This is a genomic window from Azoarcus sp. L1K30 (assembly GCF_018122735.1).
Taxonomy (GTDB): Bacteria; Pseudomonadota; Gammaproteobacteria; order Burkholderiales; family Rhodocyclaceae; genus Parazoarcus.
The window spans coordinates 1010536-1026331 of the sequence record NZ_JAGRRD010000001.1 but is presented as its reverse complement, the minus strand read 5'-3'; the positions used below and the strand labels follow the sequence as shown (position 1 = coordinate 1026331).

General features: G+C 64.8%; 12 protein-coding genes. 3 read left to right on the top strand and 9 right to left on the bottom strand.

The window, feature by feature from the left end:
- Positions 1-11: 11 nt before the first annotated feature.
- From J5J83_RS04555 to J5J83_RS04515, 9 genes are all read right to left on the bottom strand, one after another.
- The gene (locus J5J83_RS04555) at positions 12-797 is read right to left on the bottom strand and encodes a cyclase family protein (RefSeq protein WP_212345963.1); all 786 of its coding nucleotides are present in this window, start codon (positions 795-797) and stop codon (positions 12-14) included.
- 305 nt (positions 798-1102) lie between these two features.
- Entirely contained in the window at positions 1103-2347 is a 1245-nt protein-coding gene (locus tag J5J83_RS04550; protein ID WP_212345961.1) for an SDR family NAD(P)-dependent oxidoreductase, read from the bottom strand.
- On the bottom strand, positions 2344-3531 hold the full coding sequence (locus J5J83_RS04545) for a thiolase family protein (RefSeq protein WP_212345958.1): 1188 nt from the start codon (positions 3529-3531) through the stop codon (positions 2344-2346). Before J5J83_RS04545 ends, J5J83_RS04550 begins: the two co-directional genes overlap by 4 nt.
- Entirely contained in the window at positions 3528-5162 is a 1635-nt protein-coding gene (locus J5J83_RS04540; RefSeq protein WP_212345955.1) for an AMP-binding protein, read from the bottom strand. The genes J5J83_RS04545 and J5J83_RS04540 overlap by 4 nt, the downstream gene beginning before the upstream one ends.
- A 13-nt stretch (positions 5163-5175) precedes the next feature.
- Positions 5176-5658: an aromatic-ring-hydroxylating dioxygenase subunit beta gene (locus tag J5J83_RS04535; protein WP_212345951.1), complete on the bottom strand. Its 483-nt coding sequence runs from the start codon at positions 5656-5658 to the stop codon at positions 5176-5178.
- A 284-nt stretch (positions 5659-5942) separates the two neighbouring features.
- Positions 5943-7256 carry an aromatic ring-hydroxylating dioxygenase subunit alpha gene (locus J5J83_RS04530; protein ID WP_212345948.1) on the bottom strand — a complete coding sequence of 438 codons (1314 nt, stop codon included), beginning with the start codon at positions 7254-7256 and terminating at the stop codon, positions 5943-5945.
- Between the two features lie 17 nt (positions 7257-7273).
- The gene (locus J5J83_RS04525) at positions 7274-8251 is read right to left on the bottom strand and encodes a PDR/VanB family oxidoreductase (RefSeq protein WP_212345945.1); all 978 of its coding nucleotides are present in this window, start codon (positions 8249-8251) and stop codon (positions 7274-7276) included.
- A 45-nt stretch (positions 8252-8296) separates the two neighbouring features.
- Positions 8297-9901 carry an indolepyruvate oxidoreductase subunit beta family protein gene (locus J5J83_RS04520; RefSeq protein ID WP_212345942.1) on the bottom strand — a complete coding sequence of 535 codons (1605 nt, stop codon included), beginning with the start codon at positions 9899-9901 and terminating at the stop codon, positions 8297-8299.
- 14 nt (positions 9902-9915) lie between these two features.
- Positions 9916-12141: an indolepyruvate ferredoxin oxidoreductase subunit alpha gene (locus J5J83_RS04515; protein WP_212345940.1), complete on the bottom strand. Its 2226-nt coding sequence runs from the start codon at positions 12139-12141 to the stop codon at positions 9916-9918.
- Between the two features lie 803 nt (positions 12142-12944).
- Between J5J83_RS04515 and J5J83_RS04510 the strand changes: the two genes are divergently transcribed.
- The 3 genes from J5J83_RS04510 to J5J83_RS04500 all read left to right on the top strand — a co-directional run bounded on the left by J5J83_RS04510 (position 12945) and on the right by J5J83_RS04500 (position 15676).
- On the top strand, positions 12945-13841 hold the full coding sequence (locus J5J83_RS04510) for an alpha/beta hydrolase (protein ID WP_212345938.1): 897 nt from the start codon (positions 12945-12947) through the stop codon (positions 13839-13841).
- A gap of 13 nt (positions 13842-13854) precedes the next feature.
- Positions 13855-14814 (top strand): 3-carboxyethylcatechol 2,3-dioxygenase, encoded by a 960-nt coding sequence (locus tag J5J83_RS04505; protein WP_212345936.1) that lies wholly within the window; start codon positions 13855-13857, stop codon positions 14812-14814.
- 73 nt (positions 14815-14887) lie between these two features.
- Positions 14888-15676 carry a fumarylacetoacetate hydrolase family protein gene (locus tag J5J83_RS04500; RefSeq protein ID WP_212345934.1) on the top strand — a complete coding sequence of 263 codons (789 nt, stop codon included), beginning with the start codon at positions 14888-14890 and terminating at the stop codon, positions 15674-15676.
- The last annotated feature ends 120 nt before the right edge of the window (positions 15677-15796 follow it).

The window sequence follows — 15796 nt, the reverse complement described above, 5'->3', positions numbered from 1 at the left end:
GGGCGTCGTCCTCAAGCCGCAGGCGCCAGCGCCAGCACCCGCAGCGGGCTGCCGGAGCCGTTGCGGATCTTGAGCGGTGCGGCGAAGATCACCGTCCCCTGGGGCGGCAGCTGATCCAGATTGGTCAGGCACTGGAGGCCGTAGCGGTTGTTGCCGTGCATGAAGTAGTGGCAGGGGTAGGGCGGGTTCAGATGATGGGCCTGGCCGGCGTCTGTGCCGACCGATTCGGTCCCGAAACCATGCACGTTTCGTTCCCGGATCAGCCACGGCACGACCTCGGCGTCGGGGCCGGGCGAATGGGCGCCGTCCTCGGCCATGTTGAGGTATTCCTTCGGTGTGGTGCGCTTGGACCAGTCGGTGCGCAACAACACCCACGCGCGCTCGGGAATGCGGCCATGCTGCTCTTCCCAGGCCTTCACATAGTCCACGGTGAGCAGGAAGTCGGGGTTTTCCGCACTCTCGGCGGATACGTCGATCACGCAGGCGCTGGCGATGAAGTTCTCCACCGGGATCGAGTCCACCGTGTTGTCGGGCTGGTCCTTGCCGCTGATCCAGTGGATGGGCGCGTCGAAGTGGGTACCGGTGTGTTCGGACATGGAAAAGTTGTTCCAGTACCAGGCCGGGCCACGCTCGTCGTAGCGCGAGATCTCTTCGATGCGGAAAGGCCAGGCCTGGCCGAACTCGGGCGGCAGCACGATGGTGGGGAACTCGGGTGCCAGGGTCTGGGTGAGATCGACCAGTTTCAGGCGGCCCGACAGCAGCTCGGCGAGGAATTGGGTGAGGATGGGGGTGGTCAAGTGTCGTTCTCCATTTCGGGTGCTCGGGCGATGCCTTATCGAACGTCGATTTCGAAGGTCCTGTTCCTCCCCCTTCAAGGGGGGTGTAGCCGGGGTTTCAGCGAGCACTGCTCGCTGCCGGCGTAGCGGCGAGGCTACGCCGAGACTACTGGTTAGGAGGGGGATGGGTTACTTCGGCGTCTGTTGAACCCATCCCCACCCCAACCCGGGAGTCTCCGCTGCGCTATGCCGCTACGCAGGCGACGAGCGGTGCTCGTCGAACTCCCTGCTCCGCCCCCTTGAAGGGGAGGGAGTTCACTCGCTTCCTACTGGTTGCCCAACTCCCGCTCCACGGCCTTGTGGTTCTCGCGCAGTCGCTCGCGGATCTCCTCCGCGATGTCGCCGACATAGGCATCCTCGACGCCGTCCTGCAGGCTCTTGACGATGGCCTTGGCGACCGCCGAGGGGGCAAGCTTGGGCGGCGGGGTAAGCTGTTCCCATTCTTCGTCGATCGGACCGGGAAAAACGTTCAGCACGCGCACGCCGGCACCGCCGAGTTCTGCGCGCAGGGTCTGCGCCGCTGACAGGGCTGCGGCCATCGAGGCCGACCAGGCGCCGCGCGCGGGCAGGGCGGCCAAGGCGTGGATGGACAGGATGTTGACCCAGGCCACTGCGCTGTTGGTGCCGTCGGCTGCGCGGAAGCACATGCCGGGACCGAAGGCTTGCGCGAGACGCATCAGGCCGAGCACGTTCACCTCCATCGCATCGCGGGCGAGGATGACGTCCTTGCGCCCGAGAATGCCGCCGTCGCGCAGGTAGGACGCCGTATTGACCAGGATTTCGACCTTGCCCCCGATCGAGGCCGCGACGCGGTCGACCGAATCGGTATCGGTGACGTCGAGCTCGACGATCTGTACGCGGGGGTCGGCGGCCAGGGTGTCGAACGCGGCGACGGTCTTCCACCTTGTCGGGTCGCCGAGGAAGACCGCACTTGCGCCGGCGTCGAGCATCGCCTTTGCGACCGCTTGTCCCATTGCGGATTTGCCGTCGGTGACGAGCACGCGGCGAAACTTGGGGTCGCAGGCGGATTCGCGCAGCTGGGCCGCATCGTTCATGTTCGGGGTGTCCTTTTCAGGCAGGGCATGGAGCACGGCCTGGCCGCTGCGGTCGAGCTTGAGCGCAAGCCGGACCGGGCCGTCGGCCACGCAGTCTTCATGAATGTGGGCGACCACAACCGGGCCGGCCGCCATCTTCACGGTGCCGACGCGCCACGGCAGGCGCTCGCGGAAATACAGGTCGTTGCTGTGGCGCAGGGTGGTGGTGGCGATCAGTTCGCCGCGGTTGTCCACCGGTTTCCATTGCAGATGTTCGGAGAGACAGGAGCAGCACACTTCGCGCGCCGGGTACTGAAGCGTATTGCATTCGGAACACACCTGCATCTCGAACCGGCCTTCGGCCGCCGCGCGGGTAAGGCCCTGGGCGCTGCGGCTGCGGGAGGCGGGCGGGCGCGTCGGCAGCCGGGTGCGTTCAACCGGGTTCTTCTTCTTCGGTTTGACGAGAGGTGCGCTCATAAGGCATGTCCCCGTTCGAGCAGCGCTGCGCCGGAGCACAGGCCGCGGTCGTAATTGATCATGCCGAATCCGGACACCAGTCCCAGCTTCGCGCCCGATACCTGGGTCCTGCCCGCGCTGTCGGTGAGTTGACGCAAGGCCTGGACAAAGCCGAGATAGCCACCCGCGGCGCCGGCCTGGCCGACAGAGAGCTGGCCACCGGAGGTGTTGAAGGGGAAGTCGCCATCGATGGTAAAGCTGTGCTTGCGCACGAAGGCCGCGGCCTCTCCCTTGGCGCAGAAACCGAGATCCTCGAACTGCATCATGTTGATCACCGGGTAATCGTCATAGGTTTCGAGAAAGTCGATATCCTCGGGTGCGGCGTCGGCGTGGGCGTACAGTGCGTCCTTGTCCATCGCCCAGCCGCCGCGAAACTGGATCGGGTCTTCGGGAAAGGCGTTGTGGCGTTCGATGGTGGAGCGGATGCGCACGAAAGGCAGCTCGAGCGACCTCGCGCGGTCTTCGGTCATCACCAGATAGCCTTCGGCGCCAGCACAGGGCATGACGCAGTCGAAGAGATGGATCGGATCGGTGATCGGCTTGGCGTCGATGTACTGGGCCAGGGTGAGCGGCTTTTTCATCAATGCATGAGGGTTCTTCAGCGCGTTGTCGCGCTGGGCGACGCACAGCTTGCCGAAATCCTCGCGGGTGGCGCCATAGTGCTTCATGTAGTAGTCGGTGAGCAGCGCGAAGCTGGCGTTGGGGCCGCCCGCACCGTAGGGGTACACCGCGTCCTGGGCGAAGCGCGAAAACTGGCTGACGGTGTTGCGGAAGGAGTCGACCTGGTTGGTGTCGCCAGCGATGCAGGCAACGACCTCGGCATCGCCCGCCTGCACCGCCCGCGCGGCGCGGCGCACTGCGACTACGCCCGAGGCGCCGCCCATGGGGATATGGTCGAGCCAGCGCGGGCTCATGCCGAGGTGCTGCATCAGGCCGACGGCGGTGTCGGGCCCCAGGGTGAAGCTGGAGACGCAGACGCCGTCGACGTCCGACTTCGCGATGCCCGCACCGCGGATCAGTGCGCCAAGTGCGCGCCCCAGCCACCAGTGCGCGCTGTGCGTGGAGTAGCGCACATAGGGAATGGTGACCGGCGTCACGACGGCGACGCCGTCGTAGCCCAAGCGCGGCCTTTGAGATCCACTCATTTGTGGTCTCCCTGGCGCTTCTTCATCGAACAGGTGTCGACACAGTTTGCCGCGCCGACCAGTGTCGGTGCCAATGCCTTGAGCTCGCCGCGCTGGATCTTGTTGGTGGTGGTGAGCGGCAGGTGATCGACGAAGGCAACGAAGCCCGGCGCCTTGTAGTAGGCCAGCTGCGACAGGGTCCAGTGGACGAGGTCGGCGGCGGCCGCTTCCATGGCGGGGCGGTCCTTGGGTTTGTCCTGCGTCACCACGAGGGCCATGACTTCGTCACCGCGAACGGCATCCGGTACCGCGGCCACCGCGACCGCCTTGATCATCGGGTGTTGCTGCAGCACGGCTTCGACTTCCACTGCGGCAATGTTCTCGCCACTGCGGCGGATGACGTTCTTCTTGCGGTCGACGAAGTGAAGGTAGCCGTCGGCGTCGCGGCGGACGACGTCGCCGGTATGGAACCAGCCACCGGCCCAGGCCTCGTCAGTGGCCGCGTCGTCCTTCAGATAGCCGGCGAGAAAGCCGTAACGGGGGTCGTCGCCGGCATGACGCACCAGCAGTTCGCCCTGTTCTTCCGTGCCGGCTTCGCGGCCATCGTCGGTGACGATGCGCACCCGCACATCGTCTCCTTCCTTGCCGAAGCAGGAGGTGCCGATGTGGCGCGGCTCTTCATTGGCGATGATCACCGCACCGGCACCGGTCTCGGTCATCGCCCAGGCTTCGAGCAGGGGGAAGCCGAAGCGTTGTTCGAAGATGCCATGCAGTGTGCGGTCGACGCCGGCACCGAAGCCGAAGCGCACGCTGTGCTCACGGTCGGCGGCGGAGGCCTCGGCCTTCATCAGCATGGCCGGCATGACCCCGAGGTAGTGAACAACGGTGGCCCGCGACTCGCGCACGCTGTCCCACCAGCTGCGCGGATGGAAGCGGTCGAGCGGAATGAGGCAACCGCCGGTCATGATCATCGCCATGGCGGAGTAGGCCATCGCATTCATGTGCACCAGCGGTAACGGGGTGATCATGCGTTCCTTGCCGGGATGGAGTGTGGCCAGACCGCCGATGTTGGCGTACCAGTTGCCCGCGTAGAGGAAGTAGCGATTGGGCAGGATGCAGCCCTTGGGGCGGCCGGTGGTGCCGGACGTGTAGAGCAGCGCGCACTCGCTGAGTTCGTGCGGGGCGGTGTCGGCCTGCGGCGCCGGGAAGGCTGCAGCCGGCGGCTGGTCGCGTTCGGCCATCACCTGGAACGGGCGTCCGGCGCGGTCGGCGGCGGCAAGCAGGTCGCGATGGCGCTGGGGCAGGGCGATGGCGAGCGCGATTTCGGAGTGACCGATAAGGTATTCCAGTTCTGCGGCACGCATGTCCGGGTTGATCGGCACGACGGACACGCCGAGCGCATTGAGCGCGAACCAGTGCAGGAAGAAGCTGGGGCGGTTCTCGAGCAGGATGCCGACGCGGTGGCCGTGGCCATAGCCGGCGGCGGCGTAGGCCGCGCGCAGGGCTTCGATGCGTTCGGCAGCTTCGGCGTAGCGCAGTTCGCCGGCGGCAATGCCGTAGATGTTCGCGGTCTCCGGCAGAATGCAGAGGAAGGCTTGCTTCGCCCAGCGCACGGCGGCGAGGGCAAAGGCTTGATGGACGGTATGTGCCAAGTCGTGCTCCCGCTTACATGAAGAGCTGGATGTTGCCGAAGGCCGCATCGCAGTTGACCAGATCGACACGCTTGAGCCGGATTCTGAGGGCGCCGTCCACGTCGACGAGATGGTGTGTGCTCCAGCCGACATAGATGACCTGCTTGTCGAGGCGGGTCTCGGTGTAGTGGAAAGCCGTGCGGACGATGTACTCGCCCTTTGCCGGGTCTGACGATTCGACGCTGGGGGCCTGTAGCAGGTGGTGGCAGCGGCTCTTCGGCTGTTGCGAGAAGGTGCGCTGGCCGGAGAGGCGCTCGATGCGCACGCGCAGCAACAGCTTGTCCTCGTACAGGAGCGAAGTGTGCAGCCTGGGGTCCTGCTGGTCGTGTGCGAGCGGCATCCAGTAGTAGGCGTCGTCGGTGAAGAGGGTGAGCCAGTCTTCGAAGCGCTGTTCGTCGAGCATGCGGGCTTCGGCGTAGACGAAGTCGGTCAGGGTCTTTTCGGTGATGGCGGTCATGGCTTGATTGATCCTTGTTCGGGTGTTGCTGCTGTCCGGTGTTCCTGCGTGACGGTTCGTGCTGCGATTAACTCGGCAGACTTGGGCGTGAAGTCAGTGTCGGCACCTGGTTCCTCCCCCTTCAAGGGGGAGGTCAGGAGGGGGATGGGTCTTGTGCGTCGCCAACGAAAACCCATCCCCACCCCAGCCCTCCCCTTGAAGGGGAGGGAGTTGCCGTGCCACACCCATCTCAATATCGTCCAATTGGTCGTCGGGCTGGCAGTCAGCCAGGTGGCCTTTCTTCCTTACATGCTCTCCGTCATGAACTGCAGCCATGCGCGCATCTGCTGCCGCATCTGCATTTCGTTGGTGCCGTTGGTGACGACGTTCTTCTGCCCCTTCTCTACGGGGTCGTAAAGGCGGGCGATGTTGATCCAGTCGCGTCCGCGCGAATGCAGACCTTCCTGTGCGCGTTCGTACATTTCGAGGTCGTCATGGCCGACCACCGAGGTCGGGGCGTTGATCAGGCGGTTGTACATGGCGGTGCGCTCGAGCAGCAGGTCGGGTGCGCCGACAAGGCGGAAGGTCCAGGATTCGACCAGGGTCTTGTCCACCGCGATGGGCTTGAACAGGCGCAGGGTCTGGATCGGGCCCTTGACCATGATGTTGGGGAAATACACCGTGTTGTGGCGGGTGTCACCGAGAATCTGGTGGGCGCGCTCTTCGCCGTAGGCGGCGACCATCTGTTCCCAGTAGCCGGGTACCGCGGAATAGGCGGCGTGGATGGAGTCGGAGACGCCGGTGTGGCCGTGGCCGTTCTCCCATACGCGAATGCCCATGTTCTCGAAGAACTCGTAGGGCGACATGAACGGAGCGAAGAGTTCGACCGCCATCGGTTTCGGCGTGCCCTCGGGGGCTTCGTTCCAGACGCGCACCGCGGTGCCGGCGGAGGATTCGTGGGCGACCATGGGATGGCAGGTGTCGGTCTGGTTGTCGACCAGCATCTTCCAGTTGCAGTTGTGCATGTAGCGCAATACGCCGCCGGCGACTTCGAGCCTGCCTTCGGGGGAGCGGTCGACCATGTTGTCCAGCGTCGACAGCGACTGGCCGAAGAATTCCTCGAAGCTGGGGCCGCCCGGATTGAGGCGGCAGAACACGAAATCGCGGTAGACCTTGACGTTGGGCACCGGGGCCATGCCATGGCTGGCTTCGCAGGACTCGAAGCCGGTGTTCTCGTAGCCCTTCTTCAGCGGGATGGCGAGCAGGCTGCCGTCGGTCTTGAAGGTCCATGCGTGGTAGGGGCAGCGGAAGAACTTTCCGGTGTTGCCGCAGACTTCGCCGGCGACCTTCACGCCCTTGTGCGGGCAGCGGTTGTAGAGCACGCGCACGCTGTTGTCGCTGTGGCGGACCATGACCACGTCTTCGGTGCCGACGGTGGTGGTGTAGTAGTCGCCCTTGTTCGGCACCTGGCTGGCATGACCGACATAGACCCAGGTGTTGGCGAACAGGTGCTCCATCTCCAGCTCGAAAAGCTCCGGGTCGATGTAAGTGTCCTTGTGGACTTCGGTGTCACGCACCAGGGCCTTGATGGCGTCGGGATTGCCGCGGTATTTGCTCATTTGCTCGCCCCTCGTGGTCAGAGATCGAGCACCAGACGGGCCGATTTGGCCCGCGAGATGCAGATCTGGATCAATTTGCCGCTCGCCTTCTCGGCGTCGGACAGGAAGTAGTCGCGGTGTTCCGGCTCGCCCTCGAGCACGGTGGCCGTGCACACGCCGCACTCGCCGCGCTTGCAGTCGTACATCGGATCGCAGCCGGCTTCCTCGAGCACCTCGAGGATGGTCTTGTCGGCGGGAACGGTGAGCACCTGGCCGCTCTGGCGCAGTTCGAGCTCGAAGGGTCGGTCGCCTGCGAGCGGTGCGGCGGCGGCGAAGAGTTCGAAATGCACGTGGGAGGCGGGCCAGCCGCGGGTCCTGGCGCCGTCGATCACCGCGTCGATCATGCCCTTTGGACCGCACACGTACAGGTGTTGCGAGGGCGACAGATGGTCGAGCAGTGAGCCGATGTCGAGTCGTGTGTCAGGATCGTCGTCTGCGTGCAGGTGCAATGCGGAACCGGCGAGCGTGGCGAGTTCGTCCCTGAAGGCGAGCTGATCGATGCTGCGGCCGCTGTAGTGCATGGACCATGGCCGTCCTGCGGCCTGCAGTGCGGAGGCCATCGATGCGATCGGGGTGATGCCGATGCCGCCGGCTATGAGCACGGTTTCAGCTTCGCCGGCTGTCGCGGCGTGCAGCGGAAAGTCATTCTTCGGACCGGTGACGCTGATCGTATCGCCCACCGCGAGGCCATGCATGTAGCGGGAGCCGCCACTGCTGTCGGCCTCGAGGCGAACGCCGAGGCGGTAGGATGGCGGCGCATCGAAACCTGCCGCGTCCGTCGCAAAGGTGACGAGGGAGTAACAACGCGCGTCTGCCAGGCCGGGTATGCTCACCCGCAAGTGGGCACCGGGGGAAAACGGAGGGAGGGAATTCCCCCCCGGTGCCCGCAGGTGAAGGGTGCGAATCAGCGGCGTTTCCGCGCGGATATCGCTGATGATGAGTTCCAGTGCTTGCATGTGCGTGTCGTCCTCTCTCGTCCCGTGTTTTCCGTCTGTCGCGGATCAGGCTGCCTGGCGACTGAAGCTGGCGCCGTCGTGCGGTGCCGTCGTGCTCGCCCCGGCACCGATCAGCATGCCGAGTTGTGTTTCCAACTGGCGACCTTCTTCGTCCGCCATCGCTGCCTTGAGCAGCTTGTGCAAGGTGTCTGCGCCGTCCTTGCGTCCGGCGAGCTGGTCGGCCGCCCGCATCAGGCTGGCAAAGCGCTTGTCGCCTCGGTCATGGGTGCCGCTGTAGCCCTTGACGATGCGGCGGCAATGCAGCACCTCGACCGCCAGGCCGTAGTTGCCGTTGCCTGCGAGGCGCGTCACGCGCTCGAGCCAGTCCCTGATCTGCGCGGTCTCGATCTGGTGACGCAGCAGGCTGCGGCGGAAGCGGCGCATGCCGGACAGCGCATACAGCGCCAGGAACCAGGTCAGCGTGCCGCTTTGCACGCGACGGCCCTTTTCCATGTGTCGCTTGATGAAACCGCCGACGCCCCTGGACTGTTCCAGCCAGCGCCCGAGCGCGGTGGGCAGGGTGCCGCAGATCTCTTCCAGGCGTGGATGCATGTACTCGGTGGTGTAGACCAGCTGGTCGGTCCTGGCGCTCACTTCCTGGCGCACGCGCTCGAAGCGGGAGCCGCGGGTCTTGAGGTCGGCGACCCGGATCACATCGTCGTAGCTCATGGCGACCGCCAGCCGATGGGCTGCGGCGCGGGTCAAGGCCCAGTCGTTCGCTTCGCCGCCGTGGCGGGCATCGAGGGCGTGCAGCTCGGTGCATTTCTGCAGGTACTCGGCCGCGTATTCCACGTCCTGGTAGTCGAGTAGCCGCCGCAGGCCTGCGACGAGCATGCCTTGCGTGTCGGGCGGGAAGCCCGCTTTGACCTTTTCCAGCAGCGCTTGCACCTGAGGATCTGCCGCGCGCTCGGGTACATCGGGTTGCGGGCGTGTGGTGTCGATGGGGGCGGGCGCGGCCGGGGCTGTTGCCGCAGCGTCGAAGCCGAGCGCGAAGGCGCGCAGGCTCGCGTCGGCGCCCTTGCCGCCGTGGCGGATGGTGTCCTCGAACGCTTCACGGGGAAAGGGCAGCGCACCCGCACCCGCAATAGCACCAAACAGGCTGGCGGAGATTACGCTGCCGGCCTTTTCCGCCATCTCCTGCAGGTCGAAGCACATCAGGCGTTTTGCCGCTTCCCGGCCGGCGTCGATGACCTTGTTGGGATCAGCGATGCCGTTGCCCAGTGCAGCCTTTTCGCCCACCGCATAGCTGCGGTGGCTGGAGGTGATCAAGGTGGTGCGATCTGGCGACACGAGGCCGCGCTGCATCGCACGCCCGGCCTCCATCAGTTCGGCCGCCACGACCAGATCCACATCGCCCGGGGTCGGCATCATGGCCAGCGTGGGCGGTTTGCCGGCGGCATGGGCTGCGCTTTCGGGCAGCAGTTCGAGGTAATAGATGGTGGCGCCAGTACGCTGGGCGACGCCTGGCACGGATGTGGTCTGAGCCCACCAGCCTGCCTTTTCGGCCATCTCGACGATCCAGTCGGCGAGCACGCCGCCGCCCTGGCCGCCCATGGCGAGGATGGCGATCTTGATCGGGGTGCCGGGGTGCAGAACGATGTTGGTTTTCATGTCTGTCTCTTTCCTCACAGCGCGAAGCGCGTCTGGCGTGCCGCGCGGCGGCGTTGCAGGAAGCCGATGACGGCCGAACGGAGCTTGCCGAGGAAGCGGTCGGCGCCACTCGGGTTGTGGATGATGTCTGCCCGGTAAAAGGAGGGGCACAGCACGGCCGCCTCCGCGACTTCGCCGCAGTTACCGCAGCCGACACAGCTGTTGTCGACGTGGGCGACCGGGTCTTCCTTGAGCGGGTCGCCGCTGTCCTTGACGGACAGCGAAGGACAGCCGGACAGCCGGATGCAGGCGTGATCGCCGGTGCACACGTCGGGATCGACGCCGAAGCGCTCCTTGACCATGCGCTTGCCGTCCTTCACCGCCTTGTTGAACAGCGGCTTGATCCGGCGCTGCTTGTTCAGCATGCATTCGGACTGGGCAATGATGACCTTGGGGCCGTCGGTGGTGGTGGTCAGCGCTTCCTCGAGGGTGTCGCGCATCTTCGCCACGTCATAGGTGCGGTCGATGGTGCGGATCCATTTCACGCCGGCACCGCGGATGGCGTGCTCGATCGGGTTCTTTGTTGCACGGTCGGCGTTTTCCGCGCGCGACGACAGGATGTCCTGGCCGCCGGTTGCCGACGAGTAGTAGTTGTCGACGATGATGATCACGCCGTCGTTCTTGTTGAACACCGCATTGCCGATGCCGGAGGTGAGGCCGTTGTGCCAGAAGCCGCCATCGCCCATCACCGAGATCGAACGCTTGCCGGTCTTGACGTTGAAGGCCGAGCTCGATGCGGCGCCCAGGCCGTAGCCCATCGTCGTTGCGCCTAGGTTGAACGGCGGCAGGATGGAAAACAGATGGCAACCGATGTCGCACGAAACATGGTGCTGTCCGAGATCGGCCTGCGCCAGCTTCATCGCGGCAAAGATCGGCCGCTCAGGACAGCCGGTACAGAAGCCCGCCGGGCGCGCCGGGACGACCTCGGCCAAGGCCTTGACCTTGGGGTGGAAGGTCATGGGCACGGCGGCGGGACGCGGAGTGGACGCGGCGGGCGGTGCACCGACATGGACGGCCATCGATGCCTCGCCGGCCTCATCCGCCGCGATCGAAGAATGCGTGGCCAGCGCGTCCGGCTGCCGTGCGCGGAGAAAGCTTTCGATGCCGTTCTTCATCGCCGCCGTGGTGTACTCGCCCGCCATCGGCAGCACATCCTTGCCCGACAGATGGGTCGACACGCCGGCCTTGCGCAGGATGGCGTGCAGGTTCTGCTCGATGTAGTCGGGTTGGCCTTCCTCGAGCAGCAGCACGGCGCGCTTGCCTTCGCAGAACTGGACGACCTCTTCGTCGATCACCGGATAGGTGACGTTCATCACGTACATCGGAATGCGGCTGTTGCCGAAGGCGTCAGCCAGCCCGAGCAGTTGCAGCGCCCGGATCACGCCGTTGTAGAGACCGCCCTGCAGGATCAGGCCGATGTCGTTGAAATCGCCGTCGAAGAATTCGTTGAGCTTATTGTCGCGGATGAACTTCACCGCGGCCGGCCAGCGTTGCTGGATCTTCTCCTGCTCGTGTCCGAAGGAGGCCGGTGGCAGCACGATGCGGCTGGTGTCGCGCACCGGATTTTCCAGCGCCTGCTTCAGCGTGTAGCGCGGGCGCTTGTTCTCCTTGGTGATGAAGCGGCCATGGACATGGCAGGAACGGATGCGCACCTGCAGCATGACCGGGGTGTTGCTGGCCTCCGACAGCTCGAAGCCGTCCTCCACCGATTTGACGATGGACTCGAGATTGGGGCGCGGGTCCAGCAACCACATCTGGGACTTCATCGCAAACGCGTGCGAGCGCTCCTGCATGATCGACGAGCCTTCGCCGTAGTCCTCGCCGATGATGATCAGTGCGCCACCGGTCACCCCGCCGGAGGCAAGGTTGGCCAAGGCGTCGGAGGCGACGTTGGTGCCGACGGTGGATTTCCACGTCACTGCGCCACGGATCGGATACATCACCGACGCGGCGAGCATGGCCGCGGCCGTCGCTTCCGAGGCGCTGGTCTCGAAGTGGATGTCGAGCTCTTCGAGGATCTCGTTGGCGTCCGCCAGCACATCCATCAGGTGCGAGATCGGCGAGCCCTGGTAGCCGCCGACATAGCCGACACCCGCCTGCAGCAGGCCCTTGGTGATGGCGAGGATGCCCTCACCGCGAAATTCCTCGCCGGCGGGGATGCGCAGTTGCTGGACTTCCTTCTTGAACGAACGTTCAGCCACGGCTCACCTCCAGCGAAGAGGTGGTGCTGATCGAGGCAGTTTTCTGTACGGGGCAGACCATGATTTTTCTCCTTTTACGAGGTGCCGCGTCATCGAGTGGGTGGTGCGTTGCAGCATTTCGAGGGGCGACACTTCGCTGTCAGTAACTACTTTAGAAATGAACAATTAGATTGTCAATGGAAAGTATGAAATTTCATGGAAGTAAAAAAATACCACGAAAAATCAGTGGAATAGCATTTCAATTGTGGTGCGGCAATGCACCATGCCGGTGCTGCTGGCAAGGCATTGTTTAGTCGAGAGTTGTGCAGCAGCCTTGCTGCGCTTGCAGCAATAGCCGTCCGTTCATGCACCGTGAAGGGGCATGAATGGACGAGGTGTTCTACGGATCGAAGGTCCGCAGATGCCGAGGCTAGGGAAGGTGACCGGATCGCACTATCCGCGGGCTGCAGGTCTTATCCCTGTACTGCATTACCCGGCTGGGGACGATCTTCGCGTGGTGTTTTTCGGCTTGTGGGGCGAAGGCGGCACGCGTTCCGAATTGTGCGCTGTGGGGATAAACGGTGTCCGCATTGGAGCGCGTGGTGATTGAGGGGTGCCTAGGATGTGGCTCATGGAAGCGTTGCCGGGGTGGCGCGGGCAAGCCGCCTGGCTACTTCGTCGAACAGATCGACGACTGAGCGCGATGCCGGCGCCGTGACGATGGCGACGGCGCCATTTCAAAACGTTTCCCTGTGACTGAGCGTGACCGGCGAACGCCGGTCTGCGCATGACCGCGTCACGTCGGAATTCAGGAGATCCAATCTGTGACCCCTTCCTACCAGAGTATCTGGGCCGAACTTCGCCAGACGAGTTTCTGTCAGGGCTGGACCGACGCCGGTGGCGTCAATACCCGCTATCTGCACAGCGGCGATCGTGCGAATCCTGCCCTGATCATGTTGCATGGCGTGGGCGGACATGCCGAGGCCTACGTACGCAACCTCAAGGCGCACGGCATGCATTTCTCCACCTGGGCGATCGACATGATCGGACATGGCTGGTCCTCGCCCGCCACCCGGGATCTCGAGATCCCGGCCTATATCGAGCATGTGCTGCGCTTCATGGATGCGCAGAAGATCGAGCGCGCGAGTTTTTCCGGTGAATCCCTGGGCGGCTGGGTGGCAGCGCGCATGGCCATTGACTACCCCGAGCGGGTCGAGCGCCTGGTGTTGAACACCGCGGGTGGCTCACAGGCCGACCCGGTGGTGATGGCGCGGCTCAAGACGCTGTCGCTGCAGGCGGCAAACGATCCATCTTGGGACTTCATCAAGGCGCGGGTCGAATGGCTGATGGCCGACAAGTCCAAGGCCTACGACGATCTGATCGCGACCCGCCAGGCCATCTATGCGCAGCCGGGCATGGCCGAGGGCATGAAGCACAACATGGTGCTGCAGGACATGGAAACCCGTCTGCGTAACTTGATCGGTACTGCCGACTACGCCCGGATCGCTGCGCCCACTCTGGTGCTGTGGACCTCCGACGACCCCACTGCGGATGTCACCGAAGGACGGCGCATCGCGTCGATGATTCCCGGCGCGCTGTTTACCGTGATGGAGGGGTGCGGGCATTGGCCCCAGTTCGAGGATCCCGGCACCTTCAACCGGATCCATCTGGCCTTCCTCCTCGGCGGTGCCGTTCCCGAAGCGGTTCGCGTGGATGGCTGAAGGGAGTGCCCCGATGAAAGCAATGCTGCAGTGCATGTCGCACACCCCGCTGAAGGGCTACTTCGATCCGGCGCCCGCGGTGGTCGCAGAAGTGGCGGGGCTCGTCGCCCAGGTGCGTGACGAGATCGAGCGCTTCGATCCGGAAGTGATCTATCTGTTCGCCCCCGATCATTACAACGGCTTCTTTCTCGACCTGATGCCGCAGTTCTGCCTCGGGATGATGGCGACCTCGGTGGGTGACTATGCCACCCCTCGTGGTGACCTGAACGTGCCACGTACGCTGGCCGAGCAATGCGCGCGCGCGGTCATCGGCGAGGACATCGATCTCGCCGTGTCCTACCGGATGCAGGTGGATCACGGCTTCGCGCAGGCGCTGGTCGAGATGACGGGCGCGCTCGATCGCTATCCGGTCGTCCCCGTCATGATCAACGCAGTGGCACCGCCACTGGTCAGCTTCAGGCGCGCGCGGCAGTTGGGTACGGCGATCGGGCGCTTTGCCTCACGGTCCCACGAAAGGGTGCTTTTCGTCGGCTCCGGCGGCTTGTCGCACAACCCGCCCATTCCGGCCATTGCCACCGCGACCGACCCGATGGTCATCGAACGGCTGATCGCCGGGCGCAATCCGACGCCGGACGCGCGAGATGCACGGCAGAAACGCACTGTGGCGGCCGCCCAGGCATTTGCCGCGGGTGAAGGCGCACTGCACGCGTTGAGTCCGGACTGGGACCGCGCATTCATGCGCCGACTCTGCGAACGCGACTGGAGCGCGGTCGACGCCTACCGCAACGACGAAGTGACGCAGGCGGCCGGCGCATCGACCCATGAAGCCAAGACCTGGGTGGCGGCCGCGGCTGCAATGGAAGCAGCGTGTGCGCAGGGATGGGAGGGACGCGAGCGCTATTACCGCCCGATTCCGCACTGGGTGGCCGGATTCGGGGCCATCACCGGGACTGCTCGGCCGGGCGCCCAATGAACGTATTGCAACGGTCATGTCGGCCTGCCGGTGGAGTACGGCATCCGACCGGCCATCAAACAGGACTATTCAAATGACTCAGCTTGATATCGTTGCCGCGGCCGATGCCTTGTACCAGGCCTCGTGCAGCGGCACAGCCGTCTTGCCCCTGCGCGAGCGGGTTGGACAGGCGACCGCGGAAACCGCCTATGCGATCCAGTTGCACAACACCCAACGTGCGTTGGCTCAGGGACGGCGACTGGTGGGGCGCAAGATCGGCTTGACCTCGCCGGCAGTACAGCGCCAACTGGGGGTCGATCAGCCGGATTTCGGCATGCTGTTCGCCGACATGGCCGTGGGCGACGCCGAACCCGTGGCAAGGGGCCGGCTCATCCAGCCCAAGGTCGAGGCGGAGATTGCCTTCGTGCTTGGCAGGGACCTGCGCTTCGAACGCCATACATATGCGGATGTGCTCGGTGCCGTCGACTACTGCCTGCCGGCGATCGAGATCGTGGATAGCCGGATCGCCGACTGGCGCATCAGTCTCTTCGATACCGTTGCCGACAATGCATCGTCCGGCCTCTTCGTTCTGGGTGGAAATCCGGTGTCGCCCGGGCGTTTCGACATCGGGCGGTGTGCGATGACGATGCAGCAGGACGGGCGCACGGTGTCCGAGGGCAGCGCACGCGCCTGTCTCGGCAACCCCCTCAACGCGGCCGTGTGGCTGGCCGACGTGCTCGTGCGTGTCGGTCAGCCGCTGCAGGCCGGGGACATCGTGCTCACCGGTGCGCTGGGGCCGATGGTCGCGGTTGATCCGACGCGGCCGCAGTCCTTCGCGGCGGACATTGATGGCCTGGGCCACGTGGAAGCCCGCTTCGACTGAGACCAACTTCCGGATTGCAGGCACGCGGCGATTTGTCCGGCGCCTTTCTCCTCTGGTTGCACGCCGGTTGCCGCGTGCCCTGCATCCTCAACGCATTCGCATGACAGGACGACCCCATGA